The organism is Aeoliella straminimaris (assembly GCF_024054565.1).
Lineage (GTDB): Bacteria > Planctomycetota > Planctomycetia > Pirellulales > Lacipirellulaceae > Aeoliella > Aeoliella straminimaris.
This window is the reverse complement of sequence record NZ_JAMXLR010000036.1, coordinates 101,561-128,377: the sequence shown is the minus strand read 5'-3', so window position 1 is coordinate 128,377 and position 26,817 is coordinate 101,561. Positions and strand designations below refer to the sequence as shown.

Below are 26,817 nucleotides of genomic sequence, written 5' to 3'. Positions count from 1 at the left end.
GATCTCGACAAACTCTGCCACTAACGGTTTGAAGTCCGGGCAGTCAGCCCGACTTGATGGAGTGAATGAAGCTGCTTGGACTAGTAGCAGGTTTATTCTGGCCGTAGGTATTGCGGCAATCTCTGAGAGCCGATGTGTCACCGGCGTGGGCACACTTCTCCAGCTCGACGGCTGGGAGGATGAGCGGACGTCGCCGGTAAGGCTGTCGGGTATCCCATGTCTCGGTTACGCAGATTCTTGCAATAAGGGACTCCCCATTTCAAGGGCGACGTCTCCAACGGAGGAATGGACGAACCGATCCCAATTCAAGGTGTTCGTCACAAAGGCGTCTGAGCCGGGCAGTCAAAGACGCGAAGATTTACATGGCGGGGAGAAACCTACCCATCCAGGTCAGAATGCCTCGGATAGAACTTTCAGTTCTGATCGATCTGGAAGCGTCTGAGTGTCCCTAAGTGCCTCCGTGATCGACCGCTGGAGCTGCGGTAGCGCTAGCCGCGATCCGAAGGTTGTAAGATGATCGTCGTCGACGTACACCAGATCTTTTCCGTCGAGGACAAGCGCGGTTGAATGCTCCCGATAGACGTCATGCACAGGAATGCACTTGCAGTTGGGGTACTTGGCGACGAGCGATCGCACTAGGTGTCTCCCGTTCTCCACATTCTGCACGTTACCCGCTGGCCAGTATTGTCTGGTTGCTGGCTGCGGCCGATATCCTTGAAACGCCAGGTATTGCGATACGCTACGGTTGCCAATGTCCAACAATTCTGGCGGCTGTTCCATCAGCAAGACACTATCCGCATGGCTTGCAAGCACTCCCATTAAATCCTCTGTTTCCGCTTCGCTCACGGACGACCACCGGCAGCACAAGATCACAAGAGCGGGATGCCATTGCTCCATCAGGTGGATTCTCGATTCGTCATATCGGCGCTTCTCCTCTGCGTTAAGAACATGACTCGGCCTGTCATCCGTCACCGGCAATGTGAAGAAGGGGCTTTGGGCGCCCATCGAAATGAATGCCGTCTTTACCCCCAAGGGCTCGACTACCGATCGAATCGCACTGGACCACATCGTCCCATGCGAGTCGCCCAACACAACCACCCTCGGACTGGCATCCCCTGCACCCACAATGATCCCGCCGTTGGCGAAAGCATCGGATGGAGCCTCGCGCGGAGGAAGATCGACTCCTTGATAGACCAGTTGGAACTCGGGCGTCATGGTCTGCGTCGGCCTCAAGTCGTAATAATAGCTGTACGAATGCGGTGTTTCGAATTCCGAGGTGTCATATACCCGGGGAGTCCACGCCAGGGGCACCGCGCTGCCGATAGCTATCAGCAAGCATATCGCTATGGCTGGAACCATGCCCTTGCGCCGACGCGTCTGTTTCTCGATCAGATGGTAGGTAGCCAGCGACATCAGATACATCAGGAGGACGATGAGCAGCTTGTCGGAGGCACCTGGCCAATGAATGCCCAAAGGTCTTGCCAGGACGAGAATCGGCCAATGCCACAGATAGAGCGAGTAGGAGAGCTTTCCAATGTGGACCGCTGAGGGATGAGACAGCAAAGCGTTTGCGAAGCCGGAATGTCCGCAGGCAAGGATGAATGCTGTGCCTAAAACTGCCACGGCCATCCCACCGCTCGTTTGCGGGATGAACGCATAGGACATCAGCACCATAATCAGACCGGCATTGGCAAATGTTCCCAACTGATCGCTCTGAGGCAGCGTTGTTCGGCGGGTCGATAACAGTACCGCCAGCAGGCACCCGGCACCAAGTTCCCATACTCTGGTTGGCAACAGATAGAAGGTCGCCTCTGGGTGAGTCTGTAAACCCCACAGAAACAGGGCGAGACTTGCAACGATCGCCGTCAGTATGCTGCCCTGCAACCATCGCGATCGGAGACGAAAAATGATCCATACCGCAATTGGAAAGAACAAATAGAACTGCTCTTCCACCGAAAGAGACCAAGCATGCAGGAAGGGCGACTCTTCAGCGGCTTGGCCCCAGTAGTCACCCGCATTCTGCCAGAAGTAGATATTGGCGACTGACAACAACGAGGCAAGCGCCTGCTTGCCAATCACTCGCTGGTCGGGTCCAAACACAAATGCATATGTTACCCCAAGCGTGACAAGCGTGACGCAGATCATCGCAGGCAGGATCCTGCGAACGCGGCGGGCCCAGAAATTGCGAAACGTAAAAGTTCCTTGCCCCAGCTCCTTGATGATGATCGACGTGATCAGGAAGCCCGAAATAACAAAGAAGACGTCCACGCCAATGAAGCCACCCGGAATATAGCTCCATCCCATGTGAAACAAGACCACAGGAATAACAGCGAATGCCCGCAGGCCATCGATTTCCGGTCGATATCTGATTTCTGCCATCTCTCAAATCGAAATCGACTGACGTTGTTCTCCTGCGACTTCGCCAGACTCTGTTAATCTCACTATGACCTCGGGGCCAAAACACTGCTCACGCCCCTTGGTCAAAGATGGTTCCAGGACCTTGAACTCTGCATTCTGCGGCATTCCAGAAGCCGGATGCGTGGGAGCAGTTTGAGTTCTGCGCCCAAGTGAGCCATGTCTCTAGACTAGTTGCTTGCAGGGGGTGTTTCCATGATTATTATGGACGATATCGAGCGCACTAAATGGTCGCAGAAATTGGTAGTTTTCCCCGTAGTTGGGCAGGGTCCGATGGGGATGGGCCCTGCCCTTCAACTACACCTTGCGCTGGCCCTGAGATTCAGGACCCGGCGGTACGCTATCCGTTTCTTGGTTCCTCAGCCGCAACGCCCCGGCCTGCAACGCACGCAGCTCTCACCTCGGCCCCGAGGCACCATAGGGACTAACTCTGCCGGCTATTCGCTCGGTACATCCATTTCGCGGTGATGCCGACTCCACGTCCGCCGTGAAGCGAGTGAACACATCTCGGGGCTTCGCTTCGGATTGCTTCTTGAGACGCTCCAAGCGTTAGCCCAACTGCCATAATTCGTTCATGGTCGTCCCGGTTGAAACGATTGAGCTGGTGTCAAAAAATCGGCGTTGAATCCGCGCAGGCGTGTGATCCAATGTAGTTGCGGCTCCCTGTGCGTAGATCCAGCGGGCGGAGGGATCTTAGGGGCCGAACGGGGTGCCGTGAGCACGCAAGAACCTCAAGGATACGGGACAGCCACCAACCGGACCCTCGAGTCCGGCTTCCGTACGCTCTGGCGGGGTTTTGCTACACCTCAGAACATGTGGGGACAACGCACCACGTTTTGTCCCTGGGGACTTGAAGAAACACCGATAAAAACAGAGGTATTTCAATCGAGGGCGGGACAAAACGCAGAGAGTTTTGGGCCCACGGATGTAGATGGTGGAACATGGCCCAAAACAACGGCCACGCCGCTTCGCCACCGGGGGGGCGTTGGCATCGTCATCCGCGTCAGTGGCTGCGCCAGAATCCCGGTAACAGTAGAACCAGCACGGCAAAGAGTTCGAGGCGGCCGAGTGTCATCAAAAAGATAAATAGCAGCTTGGACAGCGGCTCGAAATTGGCATAGTTCTGCTTGGCTCCCACGGTGCCGAGGCCGGGACCGATGTTGTTCATCGTGGCGGCCACGGCGCTGGCGCAGTCGATCAGCTTGTTGTCCACCGGCTGGCCGACTTCGGTCCAGGTCGATTCGGGTTCGATGGCGACCAGCGTGATCCAGCTGAGCATGAAGATGAACGTCACCAGCCCGAAATACAGCAGAATCTGGCTACGCAGCTCCGCATCGGTCGTGACGTTGTCTCCGAGTTTCAATGGGCGGACCACGGTTGGATGGTAGGAACGTTCGATTTCCATACCCAGGATTTTGACGAACAGCACGTGCCGAATGACCTTGATACCGCCTCCGGTACTGCCCGCGCACCCCCCAACGAACATCAACAAAAACAGGAGCGCCCGGGCGAGTTGATGCCAGGTATCGAAGTTATGGGTACCGAATCCGGTGGTGGTCATGATCGAGACCACCTGAAACGAGACGTAACGAAAAGCTACGCGAAACTCGGTGAGCCATGGCAACTTGTCATTGGGATCGAATTCGTGATAGGTGCCGATGGACATTGCCATGATGGCAGCAATCACCACCGCCATGCCGGTTAGGTACGCCCGCCACTCGATGTCCTTCCACATAGCGCTCCAGCGACCCACCAACACGAGGTAGATCAAGGTGAAGTTCATACCGGCGATGATCATGAACACGGTTATGGTGTAGTCGACCAGCGCGCTGTCAAAGGCAGCCACACTGTCGTTGTAGGTACTGAAGCCGCCGGTAGCCATCGTGCCGAATGCATGGCATAGCGCATTGAAGAGGTTCATCTTCTTGCTTTCCAGCATCAACAGCACGGTGAGTATGAGATTGAGCGCAACGTAGATGGCGGCGAAGTTCCACGCGGTGTGCTGCATCCGTTCCTGGGAGCCCTCCTTGCTGGGACCAGGGATCTCCGCCCGCATGAGTGCTTTGCCCGCCGACCCCTGCCCCAACACGGCGACGAACAACACGATGATGCCAAGCCCCCCCAGAAAGTGCGTGCTGGATCGCCAGAATAGAATCGAGCGAGGCACGAGCTTGGTGTCTTCGAGGTCGGTGATCACCGTGGCGCCGGTAGTGCTAAAGCCGGATTGCGACTCGAACAGACAGTCGTATACCGTCATCCGAACGGGCGTGGCTTTATCGGCTTCTTGTCTCCCACGACAGGTTCCGCTCAGCCAGTACGGTAGCGCGCCCAGCACGGTAGCAAGCACCCAACTGAGACCAACAACGGCCATTGCCTCCTTGCGGAACAAGTTCATTTGTGCGTCTCGTCCCAGCCACCGCAACAGCACCCCCACGGCGAAGCAGACCACCATGGACGCCAGCAGCGCAAAGCAACCGGAGCGTTCGAACTCCGGGGCGACGCCCATCACGGGAAACGCCCAGGGAATGCTGAACAACATGGTAATGCCCATCAGCCAACAGAGGGCGCCAAGGAGTCGGGCAACCAATGGATAGTTCATCGCAACAGCTCGGAAGATTTAGGGCGTGCCACGCGAATGTGATCTGTCGGTGGCGGCAAGATTGCAGAGGGGCTGATACCAGTTGCTGTTACGAGTTATGGATGTGCGACCTAGTCGTTGCCAAACATACGAATCGCGGCTTCGGCGTGGTTTTCGTCCACCATCACGACAACTGTGTCTCCGGGCTTCAAACGGTCGTCTGCTCCCGGCACGAAGGCGAACTCGCTGCGAATCACGGCCGCTATCAAGCACCTTTCGGGCAAACTGGTGTTCGCCAAGACCTGTTCGGTGATTGGAGCGCCATCAACCACTTCGATTTCCAGAATGCAGATCCCCCCATCACCCAGCGAGGTGCGGGAGATGACCGGACCGCTATTCAAGTAACCGAGAATCTGCTTGGCTACCACCTCGCGGGGGCTAACTGTCAGGTCGATGCCCAGCTTACCTACCACGTGGGCGTAGTCGGGACGACTGACCAGAGCCATCACCGTCTGGGTACCGATGTCGCGGGCCTCGACGGCCGCCATAATGTTGTTCTCGTCTTCGCCGGTGCACGCCACGAAGACATCCGCTGCGCCAACGCGTTCCTCCTCCAGGCTGTCGCGCCGCGTGGCATCGGAAAAAACCACAGTAGTGTTCTGCAATTGGCTGGCAAGGAAGTCGCATCGTTGTCGATCCGTGTCAAACAACGAGACATTGAAGCGTTGTGTTTCCAGAATTCGCGCCAGATGGTACCCGGTCTCGCCACCGCCGGCAATGACCACACTCAATCGGCTGCCCGATCCACCACACAGAACGCTTTTCACGGCGTCGACTTCCTTGCGAGAACCGATCACCGTCAGTCGATCGCCACTCTGCACGATATCCTCGGCCGAGGCGATGCGACTTTGACCGTCGCGGACAATCGAGCCAACTCGCACGCCACCAGGCAAGCCAAGCTCGCGAATCGACTTGCCAAGACTTTTCGACTTCGGCGAGACCAGCATCTCGTGAACTTCGATTTCGCCGCGAGCCAGGTTCTCCACAACGACCGAACCGGGGTGCCGAATACCGCGGGCCAGCTCCATGGCCGAGAGATGTTCGAGGCTAATCAAGCGATCGATACGGAAATGGCGTTGATAGTCGAACGTACTAAGGTCGCGAAACACGGGGGCATACACCCGTGCCACGGTGCGGCGGGCCCCCATGGCCTTGGCCATGCTGGCGGAAACCAGATTCACTTCGTCGTCGCCCGTTACCGCCAGGCACAGGTCGCAACTCGTAACGCCTGCCTGAAACAGCACACTGGACTGCGATGCGGATCCGCACAATCCGCGTACGTCGAGCGTCTCGTTTACGCGGCGGATCTGATCGGCGTCGGTATCCACCACCGTCACCCCATGGCCGTTGCGGCACAACAGGGCGGCGATCGATTCGCCAACCGTTCCGGCTCCCAACACAACGATTCGCATCAATGCAATCCTTGGCTAGTGCAAGCTGCTGGCGTTCGTACCTACGTGGCCGCTCACTTGCCCGACGTTCTTCGAGAAGGCACCGCAGCGGTTGCATCCAGCAACTCCAATCCCTGGGCCCCAGTGCGGACTTCTCCCCTAGCATGCCTAACAACGGTAAACGCCGCAGGGATTAGACGCAACGGGGGTCGGTGTGGCGGGCCGGAAAGCCCAATGGTAGATATCAGGCAGAAGTTTCAGGATCGGCAGACTCTTCGTCCGACGGAGCTTTCGGGTTCTCCTCCGGCGCTGGCTGCTCCGGCTCGGATGGCTGCTCCTCGGCCTCGGCCGGCGTCTCTTCGGGCTCCGCTGGCTGCTCGTCAGAGGACTCCTCTGCTGCTGATTCTTCGGCTGGTTGCTCCTCGGCGGCTTCCTCCGATGCGGATGCCTCGTCGGCGGTGCTGGTGCCCATGGTCTCCATCCGATGGCGGAGTTCTTCTTCGAATTCGCCTTCGGCGTCGAAGTTCTCGATTACATCCCACAGGACAAAGTCGTCAGGAATCTCTTCCCCCAGCGAGTCGAGCACTTTGCGATAATCGACAACAAACACGAGGATATCGTCGCCCGTTACGCCGTCCGGATCCAACAGGTCGGGGTAGGTTTCCAGGACCTCCCGCCACTTGTCGAATCCCTCCTCGTAGAGTTGCTTCGCCAACTCGGGTGCCTGACGATCGGCGAACGCCTGCTTGGCTTCGAACATTTTGCGCCGCGCCTCAACCGCGGTGTCGGTCTGCTCAAACTCGGCACGCAGGGCCCAGTAGTCGTAGTTCGCGTCGCTTTTGTAACGCCGGGTGTAGATCAGGTTGGTCCGTTCCTCCACCAGTTGACGTGCCAGGATACCGGCTTCCTTCCTCAGTTCTGGCTTCTCCTTGGCGAGCCGGTCCACAAACTCCTTGTCGTTTACTTCAATGGCTTGCTCAGCCTGATACGCAAGCTGTACCTCTTCGGCATTGCGTTCTTCCATCGACTTGGCAAGGGCGGCTTGCTGCTCTTCTGGCAGTGCTTCGCGTTTTTCTTCTACCAACTTTTCACGCAAGCCGGGGGACAAATCGGCCAGTTGGTCTTCCAACTGCTCAACCCGCTCGGCCACTTCCTCCTCATGCCCCAGCCGCAACATCCGGCCGGTGGAGTGTTCGATCTCGAGATCGCCGAAGTCGCTCCACTCATCGGCAGCCACCCGCCAGGCAGCCTGCCCTTTGGCAAATTGGCCTTCCTCTTCGATGGCCTCGGCGTAGCTCATCTGCGATTTGGCGGGGGAGGAATAGAAGATCTTCTCGCTCTTCTTGCCGATGCTCTTCTTACGGTCGCGCACCGCAGAAATGGCGTTCAAGTACTCCATCTTCGACACGAGCCAGTTGTCGCGTTCGTCCGCCCCCGCGGGTACGTCATCGCCATGGAATTCGTCGTCGTTCTTGAACAGTTCGCGGTACTGCACGTACTCGTCAGCGCGGCCGATTTTCTGGCCGATAAACCAACCAAGGTCCCACAATAACTGCGGGATCTCGCGATTCTCTTTGTTCTTGGCAACGCCCTGCTTGAGGAATTCGATGCCCTCGCGGACGTAGTAGTAGCGGTCGCGGTAATCGTCGAACTGCACCGAGACATTGTAGCTCACGTTCCAGGACTGGTACTTCCAGAATGTGATGAAGTTGGGCTGCAGGCGTGCCAATTGCTCGAGCGTGGCAGTCAGGTTGGTCCAGTCTTCCTTCTTCTTGTACTCGTCCGCCTTATTCCACAGCAGATTGACCGCGACACCGCGGAGCCCCAGCGTGGCCAACTTCATGGTTTCGCTGGCGGGGTCGATTTCGCCAAGGTTGGACTGAGCAAGTTGATTGTCCACCTTCATCCGGGCCAGCGAATACGTCCCACCGCGGGGATTCGAGTACGTGGCAGGCAGTCCCAGTACCGCAAGAGCGATGAGCAGGCAAATCAGAATGCCGGCGTAAACCACCTTGCGGATGAAAGAACTCTGCTTGTTCATTTCGCTACCTCACGATTACGCAGCAGGAAGTACCCAACGATGGCCAAGCCAATGACGTAGGCACCTCCCAAGAAAAGTTGCTGCAGGACTTGATTCCAGGGTATATCGAAGCCGTAGGCGACGTAGTCGGCCGTGCTCAGGTTGCCAAAATCGGGGAGCACGCTGGCCAGCACTTGCATCAAGGCCTGCAAACCATCGTCCACCAACCGCATGAGCTTGATGCCGAAATGTTGATCCTTGAAGTCGGAAATCAAGTTCATGTGCGTGGGAATGCGAACAAGAGCCTCGATCGGGCCACCACCCTCGACTTTGTCGGTTGCCACTCCCATCAGGAAGTCGCGTTGGAATCCTAGCAGGATGAACGAAACAGTGAAGAGCATGGCGATTGGACCGCTCAACACGGTGCTACCGGTAACGGCAATGGCGATCACCACCACCATCTGCACCCAGATGCTGATATAGGCCTTCACGAAGTTCCAAAACGGCGAGGCGTCGCGGAGATGGATATAGCAGTCGCCGCGAGCGAAACCGAAATATTGCGCCCGGTCGAGACACTGCACCACGACCTCCAGTTGCCCGTCTTCGGAAACCAGGTCCTCCAGCAAGTCGACTGGCTGGTTGTTGGTATCTGTCAGGCTCTCGGGAAAGTACTTGAGGTCAATGGTGTTATCGTCGGCGAAAAAGAACTCTGGCTCTGTCTTCAGGTCGCTTCCAGGCCGCTTGAGCTGGATGATGCCCTGCACCGGCGTGTTGATGTCCGCCTTCCAGGTGCGGAACACGCGGACGACGATCTCGATGGGCAGGTACCTTCCATCCTCCCCTTCATCGATCAGCGTGTCTTCATTGATTCCATCGAATGTCCATACGGCCGCTGCTTGGGTGCCACCTTCGATGAAGCTGCGGTACCCCCATTCCTTACCGACGCTCACCCCCTTCTCGACCTCAACACCCTGTCGATTGAGAAACTTCAGCTCGCCATACAGAGGTACTCTGGCACGGATCATTCCCTCGGGCGGGGATACCATGTAGCGGTCACCGCGTTTTTCGACCGAATGCTCATGCCCATGCTCGTACATGGCGATGATCTGGCCATCGTCGCGCACTTCGAGCTTATGGGAATGCCCGTCGGAGCGCGAGGTTCGCTCCGGCAACTCTTTTTGAGCAGCAACCGTGTGGGTATGCGTAAGTGCTCGCGACACGAATAGGTAGCTAGCTCCCCCCATGACGAGCAACAGCAGCGACCCCACCAGCGTGAAACCCAAAATGCGGCCCAGGATAATGTCGCCGGCGCGGACCGGCTTGGTGACCACCGTGTAGATGGTCTTGGTCTTAAAGTCGTTCGGCAGGCTGAACACCGACAGCAACAGCGCGATGAACAGCCCCAGGAACGAGGTGGCCGTCAGCACGAAGCTGAAGTACAGTTTGGCCGGTTCGCGATCGGTCTTCAAAAACCACCCCGCAAACAACAGCAATAGCACGAATACCGCTACGGCGACCAGCACGCGGCGACGCAGGGCTTCCTGCATGGCCACGCGGGCGATGGCCCAAATGCGACGGGGCGAGATGTGAAACAACTCGCGGAACGCATTGGCTACCACGCGGTAGGCCCGTTCGCCGGCTTTCACTGGGCCATGAAGAATGGTGCCGATGATCAAACCGATCACCAGACTCAACATGGCCAATACGACCATTACCAACAAGAAGTGCCAGAATGCGCCCCAGCGGTCTGCATCCCACTCCAGCAGCCACGTTTTAAAGGGCAGTAACGGCTCTTCCTGAATCATGGCGAGTGGGCGGGGCTAACGGAGGTCGGCTGCTGGCGGACGAATGAGAGTAGAATGGCCAAGGAAATCAGCTAGCGGTGGAGGGCGGTTCGGTCGACTCGCCGGAGTTCTCCGGTGGGGTCGCCTCTTCCTCTCGCACGACACGGCGGCCCGGGCGGGCTTCGCTATCGCGTACGATCGAGAGGAACAGTTCCTCGAGCGTTGTAGTCGGATTGTCCATCGAGAGCAGTTCGCCGTTGTGGCGGGCGATGACGTCGCGAATTTCGTTCTGACACTCGGCTGACAGGCCCCGCGCCGAAACCTGGGTGACATCTTCGACCTTCAGCAGATCTTCCACCCGGCCAAGTTCCTTCAGTTCACCTTGGTGCAGGATGGCAATTCGATCGCACACGTCCTGCACGTCGGCCAATAGGTGGCTGCACATGACGACAGTCTTGCCTTGGTCGCGGAGTTCGAGAATCCAGTCCTTCATCTCGCGGGTGCCGATCGGGTCGAGGCCACTGGTCGGCTCGTCCAGCAGGATGAGATCAGGCTCGTTGATCAACGCCTGCGCCAGTCCGATACGTCGCGTCATACCCTTGGAGTACTCGCGAAGTTGGCGCTTACGCGCGGCGTCGAGCTTCACTTGCTTGATGAGCTTGTCGATCCGCTCGCGGCGAACTTCGGGCGGAATGTCGAACAGCCGGCCGTAAAAGTCGAGAGTCTCCTCGGCGTTGAGGAACCGGTACAAGTACGACTCTTCGGGCAAGTATCCGATGCGTTCGTTCTTCTCGACGTCGGTTGCCGGCTTGCCGAGCACCAGGGCTTCGCCATCGGTGGGAAACAGCAACCCCAAGAGCAATTTGATGGTGGTCGTCTTGCCCGAGCCATTGGGTCCCAACAGCCCGAACACCTCGCCACGATAAATTTCCAGATCGAGCGCTTTGAGAGCCCGCACCTTCTGCCGCCCCCAGAAATCACGATACACCTTCGACAGGGCACGTGTTTCGACGACTACGTTGTCTGCCATCCGGTATTCCTCGCCACTCGCGGGGCTGATGAAAAAGCTATCTATAGATGGTATGGGGTACGCACGCTGCCGGGCACAAGTTCGCCGGGGCAAGACTGCGTTTCCCAGGCTGGTGGAACACCAGCGCTACAAACGACCTACTATAAATACTGCCAAACCGCGTAGCAACCGGCCAAAACCGTTTGAGGGCAACGGCTTACACGAACTTTACCAGGGCGTACTTCTTGCGGCCGCTGCGGAGCACCATCACCGTCTCGCTGGCCAGGTCCGCTTCGGTCACCTGGGCGGCTACGTCCTCCACCCGCCGGTTATTGACGTAGGCCCCACCCTGCTGGATGGTGCGGCGTGCCTCGCCCTTGCTTTTGGCCAGAGGCGTGGCGGCCAACAGGTCGATCAGGGCCATTCCGGCCGCCAAATCGGCCCTGGGCATCTCGCAGCTCGGCACGTCGGCAAAGATGGCCCCAAGCTCCGCATCGCTCAAATCGCTAATTTCCGCACCAAAGAAGATCTCGGTCGCCCGCACAGCGGCGGCCACCCCATCGGGACCGTGCACCAACTTGGTAAGTTCCTCGGCCAGCCGGCGTTGGCTCTCTTTCTTGCCCGGATCCGATTCGCGGCTAGCGTCGAGCGCCTCGATTTCGTCGTGCGACAATTCGGTGAGCACCCGCAGGCAGTTACCGACGTCGTCGTCTGCCGCATTGATCCAGTACTGGTAGAACTGGTAAGGGCTCGTACGGTCGGCCGATAGCCAAATTGCGCCCGACTCCGTTTTGCCCATTTTCGTGCCATCCGACTTCAGCAGCAGTGGTGCGGTCATCCCCCGCAGTTGCACGGAGTGCATCCTCCTGCCCAGATCGATCCCGGCAGTGATGTTGCCCCATTGGTCGCTGCCGCCGATCTGTAGCTCGCAGCCAAATTCGCGATTCAGGTACACAAAGTCGTAGGCCTGCAGCAGCATGTAGCTAAACTCGGTGTAGCTGATGCCCGTTTCCTCTCGGCCAAGCCGGCCCTTTACCGAGTCCTTGGCCAGCATCACGTTCACTGGGAAGTTTTTGCCGACGTCGCGCAAAAACTCGATGTAGCTGAAGCGTCCAATCCAATCGAGGTTGTTGACCAACTCCGCTCCCTGGCTGCCGGCGTCAAAGTCCAAGAACCTCTGCATCTGCTCGCGCAGTCCGGCAACGTTCGCTTCCAGCACGTCGGGCGAAAGCAGGTTGCGTTCGGCACTCTTGCCGCTGGGGTCGCCAATCATGCCGGTCGCACCACCGACCAATGCGATCGGCTTATGCCCCGCTTTCTGAAAACGTCGCAACAGCAGCAGCGGTAACAGGCTGCCAACGTGCAGACTGTCGGCCGTGGGGTCGAAGCCGGCGTACACGACGCGCGGTTTCTCCTCCAGCCAGGTCCCCAGGTTCTCGTCGTCCGTGGTTTGGTGGACGAGGTTCCGCCAGCGTAAATCGTCAAGCAAGCCCATTTGTAAGGAAGCACTTCTAGGTCAGATGTTCAGTTGGTTACCGCCACAGGTCGTCGTCCGCGAAGGGATTCACCCCTCCAGCGGGCTTCTTGGGCCGGGCGGATTTTAGAATCTGCTCGGCCAGGCGGAGGTCCCGGCGGGCCGTGATCTTGATGTTCAGCGGCGAATCTTCCACCAGTGTTACGGGGTGGCCCAGCCGTTCTATAAGCTGGGCATCGTCGGTGGCAGGTGCACTGCCGCGGGCAGCATAGGCCTGGACAATCCAGTCGCGGCGAAACACTTGCGGCGTGCTGGCCGCCCACAGCGACTCGCGAGAGACCGTCTCGGCAACGACGGGCGGCTTCCCCCCATCGCCTCGTTTCAGAGTCGCGGAAATCGGCGTGGCCAGGATTGCCGCCCCCGATTTGGCTGCCGCGGCAAACACTGCGTCAATTGACCTATCCTCGACACAGGGCCGAGCAGCATCGTGGATGGCGACGAAATCCGCCTGGTCCGAGACTCTTTCGAGCGCGGCCGCCACGGAATCGGTTCGCTCCGCTCCCCCAATGGCCAAGTCGATGCCCATGAAGGCCAGGTTCGCGCCGAACTTGAGGTTGAACGACTCGCGATCCTCCTCGGCGATCACCAGAATCGTCTGGCACACGTCGCTGCGGTTGGCGAAGCGATCGACGGTGTGCAGCCACACTGCACGGTCGGCCAACGGCGCGAAGGGCTTTTTGTAGTTCTGGTCGCCAAACCGCTGGCTTCGGCCAGCGGCAGGCAGAATAACGGCGAATTTTGACATTTCGCCAGCCTACCGAGTTGGCACGCAGGCGGCAATGTCGTCCAGGATGAGCCGCACGCCGTGTGCAGTGAACTCGAGCGGCTGAGAAGGAGTGGCCACCGTGCAATTGACTACCTGCGACGGGTCGAGCGGCAAATGCAGAAACGCGGCCTGCACTCCGAGCTGACGCTCGGCAGAAAGAAAGTGCGTCATGTACAGAATGGCGTTGCACAAATAGGTGCCCGCGTGGTGCGAGACCTCGGCGGGAATCCCCTCTTTACGAAGCATCTGGGCCCACTTCGCCAGAGGTAAATCGCTGGCATAGGCGGCCGGCCCATCGGGCGCCAACAGCCAGGCGTCCTCCGGTCGTTGATCGCGATCCCGCCCGCAGTTGATGGCCATTGCTTCTAGATCGATGCGAGCATTCCCTGGCGCCTGACCAAGATGCAAGGCCACGTCGATATCCGAGGTCAGGTCTTCCTCCAGCCGAGAGACCATCTCGGTAAAGTTTACTGGATAGAGCCGCGTCACCACGTCCAGATCCAAGGGAAGATGACGTGTTAGTTCCTGCAGCACCATCCAACTGGCGTTCGTTGACCAGTCGTCGTAGGGACCGTAGGCAGTGAGCAGCACTCGCGGCATGACGTGAGACCTCGCAGGATAGAGGATATGCCGCTACAGTAACGACCGACCACCCGTTTGAATAGCTTTGGCCCGGAAAAAAAGCCACACTCGGGCGACTATTTGAAACTACGGTTGCTTGCCGCCTCGCCGCGATCGGCCAGGGCCTGGTCGATTTCGGCAAGCTGCGAGGGCGACAGAGCAACGTCCAGGGCGGCGCCCGATTCGCGAATCTGAGCGGGCCGTTTGGCCCCGCAGAGTGCGGCCGTGATGCCGCTTTGCGCCAGGGTCCAGGCCGTCACGAGTTGGGCCACACTCCAGCCTGCCGCCTCGGCCAGCGCTCGCAGGCGATCAAGGAAATCCTGGTTCCGCTGCCATTCCTCTCCCTGATACATGGGATATTTGAGTCGCGAATCGGACGGATCGAACTGGTAGTCACGCGGCAATTTGCCCGCCAGCAGGCCCTTCATCAACACCCAGTATGCCGTGACAGCCACCCCGTTTTCGCGGCACCAGGGCAAGGTTTCCTCCTCGATGCCGCGCTGCAGCATGTTGTACGGCAGTTGCACCGCGGACAGCGGGCAAACCGAGTGAAACGCCTGGATTTGCTCGAGTGACGCGTTGGAAACGCCCGCCGATCGGACCTTGCCAGCGTCGACCAATTCGCGAATCGCACCGGCCGACTCCTCGATGGGGGTCGCTTCGTCGGGGGAATGCAAGTAGTAGAGCTCGACGCGATCGGTCCCCAAACGGCGAAGACTCTCCTCGCACTCGCGGTACAAGACCTCGGGGCGAGCGTCGTTCGCCATCTTGTCGCCTTCGTAGTGGATGCCGCCCTTCGTGGCGATTACCACCTCGTCGCGACGGCCCTCAATTGCTCGACGGATAAGCGTTTCGCTCTCGCCCGCGGGGCCGTAGACGTAGGCAGTGTCCAGATGGTTGATACCCAGGTCGAAACAAGCACGAATGGTCGCCAGGCTGTCTTGCTCAGTAGTCCCAAGCGTGGTCACGCCGGCAATCGGCCAGCACCCCAGGGCTACGGGGGCAATCTCGAACCCAGATTTGCCCAATGGACGTAGTGGCATCTTGGACACTTAGCGTCTCCCTGCTGCTGGAGGTCGTCGGGGGGTGTAGGTGCAGCAGTCGACCGGGCAGACGTCGTGGCTGGGACCCCAGTCGCCTAAGGCGGGGCGGTCGGCGCGCTGCTCCAATCTCTCCACCACCAACTCTCGGACCATCGCAACAAACCGAGGGTGAACACCCACGGTAGGCACCCGCACCATGTCGATGCCCAGTTGCTCGCAAAGCTGACGAGCCTCGGTGTCCAGGTCGAACAGCACTTCCATATGGTCCGAGATGAATCCAATGGGCACGATCACCACATCCTCGACGCCGCCAGCGTCGTGCAACTGTTGAATCACGTCGCAGACATCGGGCTCCAACCAGGGCTGCGATGGCGGGCCGCTGCGACTCTGGTAAACCAGTTGCCAATCGCGAACGCCCGCCCGCTCGGCCACCAGCTTCGAAGCCTCGGCGAATTGAGCTTCGTAGCGGCAGTTCTCTGCCATCGCCATGGGAATGCTATGCGCGGTGAATAACACTTTGGCCCGCTCTCGCCGTGGCGGATCGATCTGATCCATGGCCGTAACTGTGAGTTCGGCCATAGGCTCGACGAAACCCGGATGATTGAAGAACACCCGCAGCTTGTCGACCTGCGGCGCCTGCTCGCCCACTTCCGCGTGGGCCCGGGCGATATCCTCCCGATATTGCCGACAGCCGCTGTAGGAACTGAAGGCGCTGGTAAAGAATGCCAAAGCTCGCTGGACGCCATCGCCGGCCATTTTGCCTAGGGCCTCTGGCAGCAACGGGTGCCAATTTCGGTTACCCCAGTACACAGGCAGATCCAGGCCGTTAGCCTGGAAGTCCGCCTGAATGGCCGCCAGCAGCTGGCGATTTTGCTCGTTGATAGGGCTCACACCGCCGAAGTGCTGGTAGTGCTCGGCAACCTCCAACATCCGCTCGCGTGGGACATTCTTGCCCCGCAGCACGTTTTCGAGGTACGGCATCACCTCGTCGGGACCTTCGGGGCCGCCGAACGAGACCAGGAGTAGCGCGTCGTAGTGGTTGGCCATAGATGTGTGGATCGCCGAAGTGCACGTTGAAAACCAGTGTATTTGCACTCTAGCTGGTTGCCTGCCCATCGGACACCCGCCCATAAAAAAAGCGGGCGTGCTTGGCACGCCCGCTTCAAGAAAGTGACCCCGACGGGACTCGAACCCGTGTTGCCGGCGTGAAAGGCCGGAGTCCTAGACCGCTAGACGACGGGGCCGGGAAAGGCTTTGCTTGCCCCTGGGTGGGACAGGACGAACCGGTTGCGGGTTCGCCGAACGCAGTTTCAAGGCATCAATTAATAGGCGCCAAAAAACAGCAGCACCCTGGTATAGAAGGCTAACGGTAGATCGTCAACCCAAGGTATGCACGAAGCATCAGAAATAGCGTAACGAAACCTGCCAAGCAGTGTCTGTTGTCCCCAGAAACATCGGGCCGCAAGTCGGTATTCCGACTTCACTACTCGGTGGCTGCCGAATCGTTGGCAGGCGAAGCCTGCTCGGCTTGTTGATGGCGTCGGATCGCCTCGTACACCTCATTGCGATGGACGGGCACTTCCTTGGGAGCTTCGACGCCGAGGCGTACCTTATCACCACGAATCTCCACCACCACGATGGTGATGTCATCGTTAATGACGATACTCTCGTTCTTCTTACGCGAGAGCACTAACATGGTCTGATTCCTTCAATCTGGTGGCCGGGGTCGCGCGCTGGCCACCTCTCCGACTCTCTAGTCTGCGGCATGTCGCGGGAGCGCACGGACACCCCCCTTGACGGCAAGTTTCCTACCTTCACTCTACGGGCCATTTCCATAGAGTCAAGCGATCAAACCAAGTTTGGCTTCCATTTTGCAGGGTAGGTTCTGCCGATTTGGCCGATTCTTCACACGACACCCCGCTCAACTGCGGCACTCCGCACCCTCGCGTCAGCTGCAGAATGCCAGACAGCAGCCCCAGCCCCCACACTGCTCGAAACCTGCCTGGGCCAATAAAATCACCCTTTTCGCCACCCCGCTTTGCGGTTGCTAGCGGCGGGGCTGTGGGAACGTGCCGTGCTGCCCTATAATCGCCGCAACAAGGAAGCACTACGGGCAACTCATGGTCGCACGAGTTAAAAAGTTCTGGCCCTGGCTGGGCAACATTGTCGAGGCCGTCACCACGGTGGCTCACGGAATGTGGGTTACGGCTAGCGTTTGGCTTCGCACTTACCGTCCGGAACGCAAGGCGTTCACAGAGCTGTTCGAGTACCCGGAGCTCCCCGTTCCAGTGGCCGCTCGTTACCGCGGATTCCATCGGTTCGACCTGACCACCTGCATCGCCTGCGATCAGTGTGCGAAGGCCTGCCCCGTGGACTGCATCTACATTGGCAAGCAGCGTGTAGAAGGTGGCAAGGGATTCAAGGTCACCGGTTTTACCATCGACTACAGCAAGTGCATGTTCTGCGCACTTTGCGTGGAGCCCTGCCCCGTTGATTGTATTTTTATGGGTGCAACGCACGATTTGAGTTGCTACACCCGCGATGGTTGCCTGGTCGACTTCTCCAGGCTGCCCCTGGATGTGGCTTGGGGCCGAGCGACACTCAATCCCACTGCCGTTTATCAGTCCAAGCAAGTTACCCACCCCGTCCACGGCGGACCAAACCAACCCGCGTAGCACCACCCACTGCGCGTCGAATGCATCGATGGCTAGCCCTAACGAAATCGTCGCCTACCTTGCCTTATTCATCCTGGTGGGTGCGGGGTTCCTGTTGGTCAACTTGCTGCTTGGCTATTTGCTGCGGCCGCGCAATCCCAATCCCGAAAAGCTGGAAATCTACGAGTGTGGCGAACCCACCATTGGATCAAGCTTTGTGCAGTTCGATCTGAGGTTCTATGTGGTGGCCCTGCTGTTCATCATTTTCGACGTAGAGGTCGCCTTCTTCTTTCCGTGGGCTACCGTGTTTGGCAAAGCGACGGAGCTGTCGGCCCCCAGTGCGCCGATCGTGGCTGCGGATGAAGGAGACTTCAGCGCCCCCGCCAACCAGCTTTCGGAGTTTGCCATCCACAAGTTTCGCGAATTGGGTATCAACCGCCTCGAAAGCCCAAACCTGACGGATGAAGAAGCTGCGAGGCTTGAGATTTCGACGGATGTTCGCGCTCGAACGACGGTCGCCACCCAACGCCTGGCCAGCAAAATCGCTTGGACGTCGCTGGCGGATATCGGCGTGTTTTTCGCGGTCCTGATGGTGGGCTTTGCCTACGTTTGGAAACGGGGCGACCTGGATTGGGTGCGCGCCGTCACGCACAAGGCATCCACCACCACGACAATTTCCGCCGACGAGGCGACGGCCGTTCGCCGCTCCGCTTGATGAGTCCCCCCATGAACTTCGACAGCATTTGCCAACGATTGAGCGAGCGGTTCCCTGAGGCTGTGGTCCGCAGTGAAGCGGAGGTCCTCGATCCCTGGATCGAAGTGAACGGCGAGCGGTGGCTCGAAGTGGCCCAGTTCCTCAAGAGCGATGGGGTACTGTCGCTGGACTACCTCAACTGCATCACCGGTGTCGACTACTGCCACACCGATCCGAAGAAAGCCGCCAAGGCACCCTGGCAGCCGCACCTCGAGCTGATCTATCACCTGACGAGCCTCGCCCATCGGCATCGACTGGTCGTGAAGATCATGCTGCCAAGATGGAGCGACGAAGACGCCGAATTGCTGCCACAAGTGCCGAGCGTAAGCAGCGTCTGGAGCACGGCCAACTGGCACGAGCGCGAAGTCTACGACCTGGTGGGCATCGAGTTCACCGGCCACCCCGATCTCCGCCGCATCCTCTGCCCCGAAGACTGGCAAGGTCACCCATTGCGCAAAGATTACGAGATGCCGCTGGAGTATCACGGTATTCGAGGGCGTTAGTTCATTGATAGTTGTCCGACACGAGTTGTTTTCACATGTCATCCGCCGCTACTAACGTCATCGAACTCGATGTCCGCACCGATGAGATGCTGGTCAACATGGGACCACAGCATCCAAGCACGCACGGTGTGTTGCGTCTTGTACTGCGGACCGATGGCGAGGTGGTCAGCGAGGTCATGCCGCACATCGGCTACCTGCATCGTTGTGCGGAAAAGATTGGCGAGAACCTCACGCCCCGGCAGTACATTCCTTACACCGACCGGATGGACTACCTGGCCGGTATGAATATGAACGTCGGCTGGGCCCTGACGGTCGAAAAGTTAATGGGTCTGGAGGTTCCCGAAAAGGGGCGTCACTTGCGGGTGATCATTTCCGAGCTGGGCCGCATTGCCAGTCACCTGGTTGGCATGGGCGCCTATGGGCTCGACCTCGGTTCGTTTAGTCCCTTTCTGTACGCCTTCCGCGAACGCGAGAAGATACTGGACCTGTTCGAAGAAGTCTGCGGTGCCCGACTCACGTACAGCTACCTGACGGTGGGCGGAGCGACGGCCGATTTCCCGCCCGGTTGGATCGACAAGTGCCTGGCGTTTCTCGATCAGTTTGTTCCGGTGATCGACGAGTACCATACGCTGTTGACCACCAACTCGATCTTCATCCGCCGCACGGCCGGCATCGGTGTGATGCCCGGCGAGATGGCCATCGACTATGGCTGCAGTGGCCCCGTGCTCCGCGGCAGTGGCGTCAATTGGGACCTCCGCCGCGACGGAGAGCCGATCTACACCTCAATGTACGAAGGTTACGACTGGGAGGTCGTGTGCCAGACCAACGGCCAGTATCCGTCGGTGTACACCGCGCCGAACGTACCGACCGAGGCCGTGCTGGGCGATTGTTGGCACCGGTTCTACGTCCGCATGTTGGAGGTGGTCCAGGCAATCAGCCTCGTGCGTCAAGGTATCGAAAAGTATCGCACCGCCGAGGGCGACTTTGGCCAACCGGTGAAGCTCACACAAAAACTGCCCGTCGGCGAAACGTACCTGGAAACCGAATGCCCGCGGGGACAGATGGGATTCGGCATTGTCAGCGATGGTTCAGCGATCCCCTGGCGTGCACGGGCGCGCAGCAGCTCGTTCGCCAACCTGTCGGTGGTACCCGACTTGTGCCAGGGCTGTCTGATCGCGGACGTGCCGGCCATTGTCGGTTCGCTCGACTTAGTCATGGGTGAAATTGACCGATAATGTCCGCTTTACCGGAACCGCACACGTCGGCAGGCAATCCCTCGACACTGTTCGGGGTGTGTGCGATATTCACGACAAACACAAGGCCGCCAGAGGTGACCTTCTCCACTTCGGTGCACGGAAAGCAACGTGGCTAAGCTGCTCAACCAATGTCTCGACTGGATCGCTAGCTGGGTGGGAGGTTCGCTCCCAGACGACTCCTTGCTGGGATACGTGCTCGCTGCATTGATCTACGTGGCCCTGCTGCTGGGCCTGGTGGCCACTTCGGCCCTGATCTTCATCTGGCTCGAACGAAAAGTATCCGGCCGCATTCAGGATCGCCTGGGGCCCACTCGGGTGGGCGGCAAGTTTGGTTGGCTGCAGACGTTGGCCGACGGGATGAAGCTGCTGACTAAAGAGGACCTGGTACCGGGGGACGCCGACAAAATGCTGTTTCGGCTGGCCCCGTACATAAGTTTTTGTGCCTCGCTGGCGGCCTTTATCGCCCTGCCCTTTGCAGGACGCGACTTTCCGTTCGTCGCCCAGCATTTGAATATCGCGGTGTTTTTTGTACTTGCGGTGATGGGACTCGAGGTGTTCGGCGTCATCCTGGCGGGCTATGCGTCAGCCTCCAAGTGGTCGCTGTTCGGTGCCATGCGCGAGGCGGCCCAGGTGGTCAGCTACGAAGTGCCGATGGGGCTGTGCGTAGTGGTGCCTGTGATGCTCGCTGGCTCGATGGATCTGGTTTTCCTAGGCGACAAACAGCAAGGTTGGTTCACCAACTGGTACCTGTTTCACGACCCGTTCACGTTTCTGGTGTTCTGGGTCTACTTCACTTGCGGTGTGGCAAGCGTGAACCGTGCACCGTTCGACCTCGCTGAAGCCGAAAGCGAACTGGTGGCCGGGTTCCACACCGAGTACTCCGGCCTGCGGTGGAGCTTCTTCTTCATGGCCGAGTACGGTTCCATGCTGGCGGTAAGCATCCTGGCTGCGATTCTGTTCCTCGGTGGCTGGAATGGCCCCATCCCAATTGCCGGCCTGCTGGGACTGACCTGGGAAAACGGTCCCGTATTGGGATACCTGGGCAACTTCCTGGGCATGATCAACGTGATTGCCAAGGGATTCCTGCTGGTAACCGTGATGATCTGGGTGCGTTGGACGCTTCCGCGACTTCGTATCGACCAAGTAATGACCACCTGCTTGAAATACTGCACACCGCTGGCCGCCGTGATGTTCGTCGGCGCGGCACTTTGGCACACCACCCTGCCCGACCGGGTGTTTCTGGGCCTGCTGCAAGCCCCCGAAGTGAATCGTCGCCTGACGGAACGACTCCCTGACCACTCGCTCGACGTCCAAGCCATCGAGCAAGGCACCATCGCACAGGGGGACGCACTGTGAATTGGAGCAGCCTGCTATTCCTGCTGTGCAGTGGCTTTGCCGGGGTGTTTGCCATTGCCGTGGTGCTGAGTAACAACATCGTTCGCATGGCGTTTTATCTGGTGCTATCGCTCGCCGCGACGGCTGGATTGTTCTTCCTGGCCGGCGCCGATTTTGTGGGTGCGATGCAACTGATGATCTACGTCGGCGGCACGCTGGTGCTGTTGGTGTTTGGCGTCATGCTGACCGCCCAGTCGCAATTCGTATCGATGCGGACCTCCAGCGGCGAGTTGCTCACCGCCCTGATGCTCGGCGGCGCTTTGCTGTTCGTGCTGGTCTTCACGGCGATGAATGTCCCCATGTGGCAACCGACCAATCAGCCCAGTGTCAGTGAGGACACGCCGGTCCTTACCGCCACGCCGATTGGCATGGCACTCGAGGGCTACCGCGTGGATCAACTCGAACAACCGAACCCTTCGCTCCGTCGCGGCATGTCGGGATACCTGTTTCCATTCGTTATCGTTTCCGTCCATCTGTTGGTGGTGCTCGTGGGGGCGGCCTACCTGGCCCGCGCACGCCGCCACCATACAGAAAGCGCTTGACCCATCCATGCCCATCCTCGCCAGCCTACTGACGGAACCCATCGGCGTCGCCCACTACATGGTGGTCGGGGCGGTGCTGTTTGTGTGCGGTGTCGTCTGCATGGCCACCAAGCGAAACGCGCTGGGCATACTGATGGGCATCGAACTGGTACTCAACGGGGCGAACGTCAACCTAGTGGCGCTCGGCAGCCCCTACCTGCGAGGCGAAAGCGCGACGCTGATGCTGGACGGCCAGTTGATGGCCATGTTCGTCATCGTGCTGGCGGCGGCCGAAGCCGCCGTGGCGCTGGCCATTGCCCTGAACTTCTACAACAACTTCGGTTCCATCGACGTCGACCGCGCCAATCAGCTCAAAGGATAGCCTCTCGCGGCCAGACTCGATGCAGTCCGCCCGCCACTCGACCCCCATGAATCCTGCCACCACCCTACCAACGATCCTCGCCATCGCCTGGCTGCTGCCACTGGCGGCGTTCGCGCTAGTGTGGGTGGGGTATTCGCTGCCACAGATGGCTGGCGGCCGAGCGAGTTACGGCGCCCAGCGCACGGCTGGCTGGTTGGCCACTGGGGCCATCGGTACCAGTTGCGTGCTGGCCATCGTCGCCCTGATTATCTGGCTCACTCAAACGGCCCCGCATGAAGTGGCCACGGTCCATGAAACGGCCGCGGCTCACCAGGCAGCCAGCGAGCACATGGCCTCGCCGCCGACCTCCTATTCGGGCATCTACTATACGTTGGCCCAGTTCGGCAAGTTACGCATCTCGATCGGCTACTACATCGACGCCCTGACGATCGCGATGTTTGCGTTGGTCACGCTGATCAGCACCTGCGTGCATATCTACTCCATGGGATATATGCACGAAGAGCTGGAAGACATGGTCGACCGTGAGATCGCCACCCCCGACGGCAATTATTACCATCGGCCCGGCAGGTACCATCGGTTTTATCAGTACCTGTCGCTGTTCTCCTTCAGCATGCTCGGGCTGTTGCTGGCCGGCAATCTGGCCATGGTGTTCATGTTCTGGGAACTAGTCGGCATCTGTTCCTACTTCTTGATCGGCTTCTATTTCGAACGCCCCAGTGCCAGCTACGCCGCCAACAAAGCGTTCATCGTTAACCGGGTGGGCGACTTCGGCATGCTGATCGGCTTGATGGCCCTATGGTCGTGCCTCGGTACGTTGGACTTTGGCGACTCAAACACGCCCGGCATGTTCTCGCAATTGCGCAGCGAGGCGCACCAATACGAACTCGACGCCGCAGCGATGGGCAGCGAATCCGCCGACACCAATTACCTGCTGCTGTTCGTGGCCGGAGTCGGCCTGTTCTGTGGCTGTGTGGGCAAGAGTGCTCAGTTCCCGCTGCACACGTGGTTGCCCGACGCCATGGAAGGTCCCACGCCGGTGTCGGCGCTGGTGCATTCGGCCACCATGGTTGCCGCGGGCGTATACCTGGTTGGCAGATGCTATCCGATCTTCGTGCCCGAGGCCCTGCTGGTGATCGCCATCGTTGGAGCCATCACGTTGACGCTGGCCGCCACGATCGCCATCACGGCATACGACATTAAACGAGTGCTGGCCTACTCCACGATCAGCCAATTGGGCTACATGATGCTGGCGTTGGGGCTCGGTGGTTGGGCAGCCGGCCTATTCCACCTGATCACGCACGCATTCTTCAAGAGTCTGCTGTTCCTTTGCTCGGGCTCGGTGATTCATGCTGTCCACACGAACGACATGCGACAGATGGGGGGGCTGCGCCACAAGATGCCGTGGACCGCTTACACGATGCTGATTGGCTGCCTGGCGATTATTGGTGCCGGAATACCTGCACTGGGCATCGGGCTGTCGGGATACTTTTCGAAGGATGCCATCATCGAGCAGGCCTGGAGCTTCGCCCGTGTCAACGAGTCGTCCGGATACCAGCTATTGATGTGGCTACCGCTGGGCGGGGCGTTTATCACCGCGTGTTACATGTTCCGGCTGTGGTTCATGACCTTTACAGGTATGCCCGCCAACACCGAACGTTACGATCACGCCCACGAGTCACCCCGTTCGATGGTGGGCGTGCTGGTCTTGCTCGCGGTGTTTGCCGTGGGAGTGGGTTGGCACGTGCCCGGATCGAAGCTTTCGGTTACCAGTCTACTGGAACGAGCCCGCCCCGCCGGCACGCTGGAAACCACTACCGGCACTTGGCTGCCGAACCTCACGGTGCCCGACGAACACTTGAGCCACGAACCACAAATCGCCATTCCGGCCGGCTGGTCGGCGTTTGCGATGGCGATGGGAGGGTTGCTGCTGGCGGCGATCATCTACGTCTGGCGGTGGCTGCGAGCCGAAGAGATTCAACAATCGTTCTCCCCGATCCACCGGCTGTTTGTGAACGCGTGGTGGTTTGATCAACTTTACGACTGGATGTTTGTCCGACCGGCCCTGTGGAAGAGCAAGTTCTTCGCCGGCATCGATCGCTACGTGATCGACCCGTTCGTCAACTTGCTGGCGCGGGGTACCGCGTTCCTGGCCCGAGCGCTCGATCTGGTGGTCGATCGCAAAGCTGTGGATGGCTCCATCAACGGCCTTGCGCGGCTGACCTGGGACTTTGGCAATTCGCTGCATCGGCTGCAAACGGGAAACCTCAGGCAGTACGTCGTGTTCATCGTAGTGGGCCTGCTTGGCCTGTTTGCCGCGGTGAGCCTGTGTTGGAAATACGCCCTGGCGGGATAGCCCGCCACGAAGAAAACCGAAATCGAAATGAACCTCGATAGCCCTGCCGTTTATCTCAGTCTGCTCACATTCCTGCCTGCCGTGGCGGCAGTGGCAATTGCCTGCTTTGCGCCAAAGGACAACGCCGAGTTGATCAAGAAGGCCACGCTGGCGGTCACCGTTGTGACATTTGTGCTATCGATCGGCATGCTCTTCGGTTGGCCCGGCATCGAGTTCAAAGCTGGCCAGGCCGAGATGCAGCACTTGTTCTCGGTCGACTGGATTCCCACGTTCCGTATCGACTACCTGATGGGCATCGACGGCATTAGCCTGCCGCTGGTGGTGCTGACCACGTTCATCACCATGCTGGGCATGGGTGCCAGCTGGCCAATCGACAAACACGTCAAAGCGTATTGCGTGCTCCTGCTATTGCTCGAGACGGGCATGATCGGTGTCTTCTTGGCGCTCGACTTCTTCCTTTTTTACGTGTTCTGGGAAGTCATGCTGCTGCCGATGTACTTCCTGATCGGCATCTGGGGCGGTCCCCGCCGCGAGTACGCCGCGATCAAGTTCTTTCTGTTCACGCTGTTCGGCAGTGTGCTAATGCTGGTTGCCATTCTGATGCTGTACTTCTCCAGCGATCTGCGACCGCTCGGCGCCGACAAGTTGGCCGAGCTGAAGGTTCCCGCAGAGCGAATCGAGCAGATTCTGGACGCCGATACGCCGCAGCACACGTTCAACATCCTGGCCCTGCAGCAGCTTGGTCAGTCGACCGAGCAGTTCAAGACCGAGCTCTGGGGTTGGACCTACGAACGCTGGGCATTCCTGCTGCTGTTCATCGGCTTCATCATCAAGGTGCCGAGCGTACCACTGCACACGTGGTTGCCCGACGCGCACGTCGAGGCTCCGACACCTATCTCGATGATCCTGGCCGGGGTGCTCTTGAAGATGGGTGGCTACGGCATCATTCGCATCTGCTATCCCATCTGCCCCGAAGCGGGCTACGACCTGGCATGGCTGGTCTGCTCTTTGGGTGTGGTGAGCATGGTGTACGGTGCGTTCGCCGCGTTGGCGCAGAACGACTTCAAACGGCTGGTGGCTTACAGTTCCGTGAGCCACATGGGTTACGTCGTGCTGGGCCTGGGGGTGTGGAGTGCCATGAGCCCCACCTACAACGCCGACTACTGGAAGATGGGTATGAACGGTGCCATGTTCCAGATGATCGCCCACGGCATCAGCTCGGCTGGCATGTTCTTTATGGTCGGCGTGCTCTACGAACGCGTGCACCATCGCCAGATCGATCAATTCGGTGGCATCTTCGCCCGCATGCCGGTTTACAGTGGACTGGCGGTCGGCATCTTCTTCGCCGGACTGGGGTTGCCTGGTCTGTGCGGATTTATCGGCGAGTTCTTCGTTGTCCTTTCCACCTGGAAGTACTGCATCCCGCTGGCCGTGGTCGCCGCTGCAGTGGTGATCCTGACGGCTGCCTACATTCTGTGGACACTGCAGCGAGTCTACCTGGGTACTACCTACCTGGGCCCACACGAGGAAGCCCTCACGCCCATCACGCCCCGCGAGATGTGGATCGCCGCGCCGCTGTTGGCTTTGGCCATCCTGTTCGGTGTCTACCCGCGGGCGATTCTCGACTACATGGAACCCTCGGTCAGCTTGACCGCGGACCGACTGGCGTCGAAGACCTCCGATTTCGACGGCGAGCAACAGCCGGAAGCGAAAGTAGCCCAGGCCTTGAGCCCACAAGTTGAAACAACCGACATTCCCAAACTCTGATTTTGACATCG

21 protein-coding genes and 1 tRNA gene are annotated in these 26,817 nt (G+C 59.1%); 9 read left to right on the top strand and 13 right to left on the bottom strand.

Features of this window, described 5'->3' with window-relative positions:
• Positions 1-390: 390 nt before the first annotated feature.
• The 13 genes from NG895_RS09915 to csrA all read right to left on the bottom strand — a co-directional run bounded on the left by NG895_RS09915 (position 391) and on the right by csrA (position 16,917).
• Positions 391-2,379, bottom strand: a complete 1,989-nt coding sequence (locus NG895_RS09915) for an acyltransferase family protein (protein WP_252852327.1) — start codon at positions 2,377-2,379, stop codon at positions 391-393.
• A gap of 1,039 nt (positions 2,380-3,418) precedes the next feature.
• Positions 3,419-5,014, bottom strand: coding sequence for a TrkH family potassium uptake protein (locus NG895_RS09910; protein ID WP_252852326.1), 1,596 nt, complete (start codon positions 5,012-5,014; stop codon positions 3,419-3,421).
• A 110-nt stretch (positions 5,015-5,124) separates the two neighbouring features.
• Complete coding sequence (gene trkA, locus NG895_RS09905; protein ID WP_252852325.1) at positions 5,125-6,465, bottom strand: Trk system potassium transporter TrkA; 1,341 nt, start codon at positions 6,463-6,465, stop codon at positions 5,125-5,127.
• 223 nt (positions 6,466-6,688) lie between these two features.
• Positions 6,689-8,485: a hypothetical protein gene (locus tag NG895_RS09900; RefSeq protein ID WP_252852324.1), complete on the bottom strand. Its 1,797-nt coding sequence runs from the start codon at positions 8,483-8,485 to the stop codon at positions 6,689-6,691.
• Positions 8,482-10,269 (bottom strand): ABC transporter permease, encoded by a 1,788-nt coding sequence (locus NG895_RS09895; RefSeq protein ID WP_252852323.1) that lies wholly within the window; start codon positions 10,267-10,269, stop codon positions 8,482-8,484. Before NG895_RS09895 ends, NG895_RS09900 begins: the two co-directional genes overlap by 4 nt.
• 67 nt (positions 10,270-10,336) lie before the next feature.
• A complete protein-coding gene (locus NG895_RS09890; protein WP_252852322.1) occupies positions 10,337-11,278 on the bottom strand; it encodes an ABC transporter ATP-binding protein in 942 nt (313 codons plus the stop codon).
• Positions 11,279-11,474: 196 nt separating this feature from the next.
• Positions 11,475-12,752: a tyrosine--tRNA ligase gene (gene tyrS / locus NG895_RS09885; RefSeq protein WP_252852321.1), complete on the bottom strand. Its 1,278-nt coding sequence runs from the start codon at positions 12,750-12,752 to the stop codon at positions 11,475-11,477.
• 37 nt (positions 12,753-12,789) lie between these two features.
• Entirely contained in the window at positions 12,790-13,536 is a 747-nt protein-coding gene (ispD, locus tag NG895_RS09880; RefSeq protein ID WP_252852320.1) for a 2-C-methyl-D-erythritol 4-phosphate cytidylyltransferase, read from the bottom strand.
• Between the two features lie 9 nt (positions 13,537-13,545).
• Complete coding sequence (locus NG895_RS09875) at positions 13,546-14,157, bottom strand: pyroglutamyl-peptidase I (protein ID WP_252852319.1); 612 nt, start codon at positions 14,155-14,157, stop codon at positions 13,546-13,548.
• 98 nt (positions 14,158-14,255) lie between these two features.
• Positions 14,256-15,221: an aldo/keto reductase gene (locus tag NG895_RS09870; protein WP_252852318.1), complete on the bottom strand. Its 966-nt coding sequence runs from the start codon at positions 15,219-15,221 to the stop codon at positions 14,256-14,258.
• Positions 15,222-15,230: 9 nt separating this feature from the next.
• The gene (locus NG895_RS09865) at positions 15,231-16,268 is read right to left on the bottom strand and encodes a ferrochelatase (RefSeq protein ID WP_252852317.1); all 1,038 of its coding nucleotides are present in this window, start codon (positions 16,266-16,268) and stop codon (positions 15,231-15,233) included.
• Between the two features lie 124 nt (positions 16,269-16,392).
• Positions 16,393-16,465: transfer RNA gene (locus NG895_RS09860), tRNA-Glu, on the bottom strand.
• A 239-nt stretch (positions 16,466-16,704) separates the two neighbouring features.
• Entirely contained in the window at positions 16,705-16,917 is a 213-nt protein-coding gene (csrA, locus tag NG895_RS09855; protein WP_252852316.1) for a carbon storage regulator CsrA, read from the bottom strand.
• A 424-nt stretch (positions 16,918-17,341) separates the two neighbouring features.
• Between csrA and NG895_RS09850 the strand changes: the two genes are divergently transcribed.
• The 9 genes from NG895_RS09850 to NG895_RS09810 all read left to right on the top strand — a co-directional run bounded on the left by NG895_RS09850 (position 17,342) and on the right by NG895_RS09810 (position 26,806).
• Entirely contained in the window at positions 17,342-17,896 is a 555-nt protein-coding gene (locus NG895_RS09850; RefSeq protein WP_252852315.1) for a 4Fe-4S binding protein, read from the top strand.
• Positions 17,897-17,924: 28 nt separating this feature from the next.
• Entirely contained in the window at positions 17,925-18,590 is a 666-nt protein-coding gene (locus NG895_RS09845; RefSeq protein ID WP_252852314.1) for an NADH-quinone oxidoreductase subunit A, read from the top strand.
• Positions 18,591-18,601: 11 nt separating this feature from the next.
• Complete coding sequence (locus NG895_RS09840) at positions 18,602-19,132, top strand: NADH-quinone oxidoreductase subunit C (protein ID WP_252852313.1); 531 nt, start codon at positions 18,602-18,604, stop codon at positions 19,130-19,132.
• Positions 19,133-19,167: 35 nt separating this feature from the next.
• Positions 19,168-20,367 (top strand): NADH-quinone oxidoreductase subunit D, encoded by a 1,200-nt coding sequence (locus NG895_RS09835; protein WP_252852312.1) that lies wholly within the window; start codon positions 19,168-19,170, stop codon positions 20,365-20,367.
• A gap of 129 nt (positions 20,368-20,496) precedes the next feature.
• Entirely contained in the window at positions 20,497-21,744 is a 1,248-nt protein-coding gene (gene nuoH / locus NG895_RS09830; RefSeq protein WP_252852311.1) for an NADH-quinone oxidoreductase subunit NuoH, read from the top strand.
• On the top strand, positions 21,741-22,325 hold the full coding sequence (locus NG895_RS09825) for an NADH-quinone oxidoreductase subunit J family protein (protein WP_252852310.1): 585 nt from the start codon (positions 21,741-21,743) through the stop codon (positions 22,323-22,325). Before nuoH ends, NG895_RS09825 begins: the two co-directional genes overlap by 4 nt.
• A 7-nt stretch (positions 22,326-22,332) precedes the next feature.
• A complete protein-coding gene (gene nuoK / locus NG895_RS09820; RefSeq protein WP_252852309.1) occupies positions 22,333-22,686 on the top strand; it encodes an NADH-quinone oxidoreductase subunit NuoK in 354 nt (117 codons plus the stop codon).
• Between the two features lie 46 nt (positions 22,687-22,732).
• Positions 22,733-25,039 carry an NADH-quinone oxidoreductase subunit L gene (gene nuoL, locus NG895_RS09815; RefSeq protein WP_252852308.1) on the top strand — a complete coding sequence of 769 codons (2,307 nt, stop codon included), beginning with the start codon at positions 22,733-22,735 and terminating at the stop codon, positions 25,037-25,039.
• A gap of 27 nt (positions 25,040-25,066) precedes the next feature.
• Positions 25,067-26,806, top strand: a complete 1,740-nt coding sequence (locus NG895_RS09810) for a complex I subunit 4 family protein (RefSeq protein WP_252852307.1) — start codon at positions 25,067-25,069, stop codon at positions 26,804-26,806.
• The last annotated feature ends 11 nt before the right edge of the window (positions 26,807-26,817 follow it).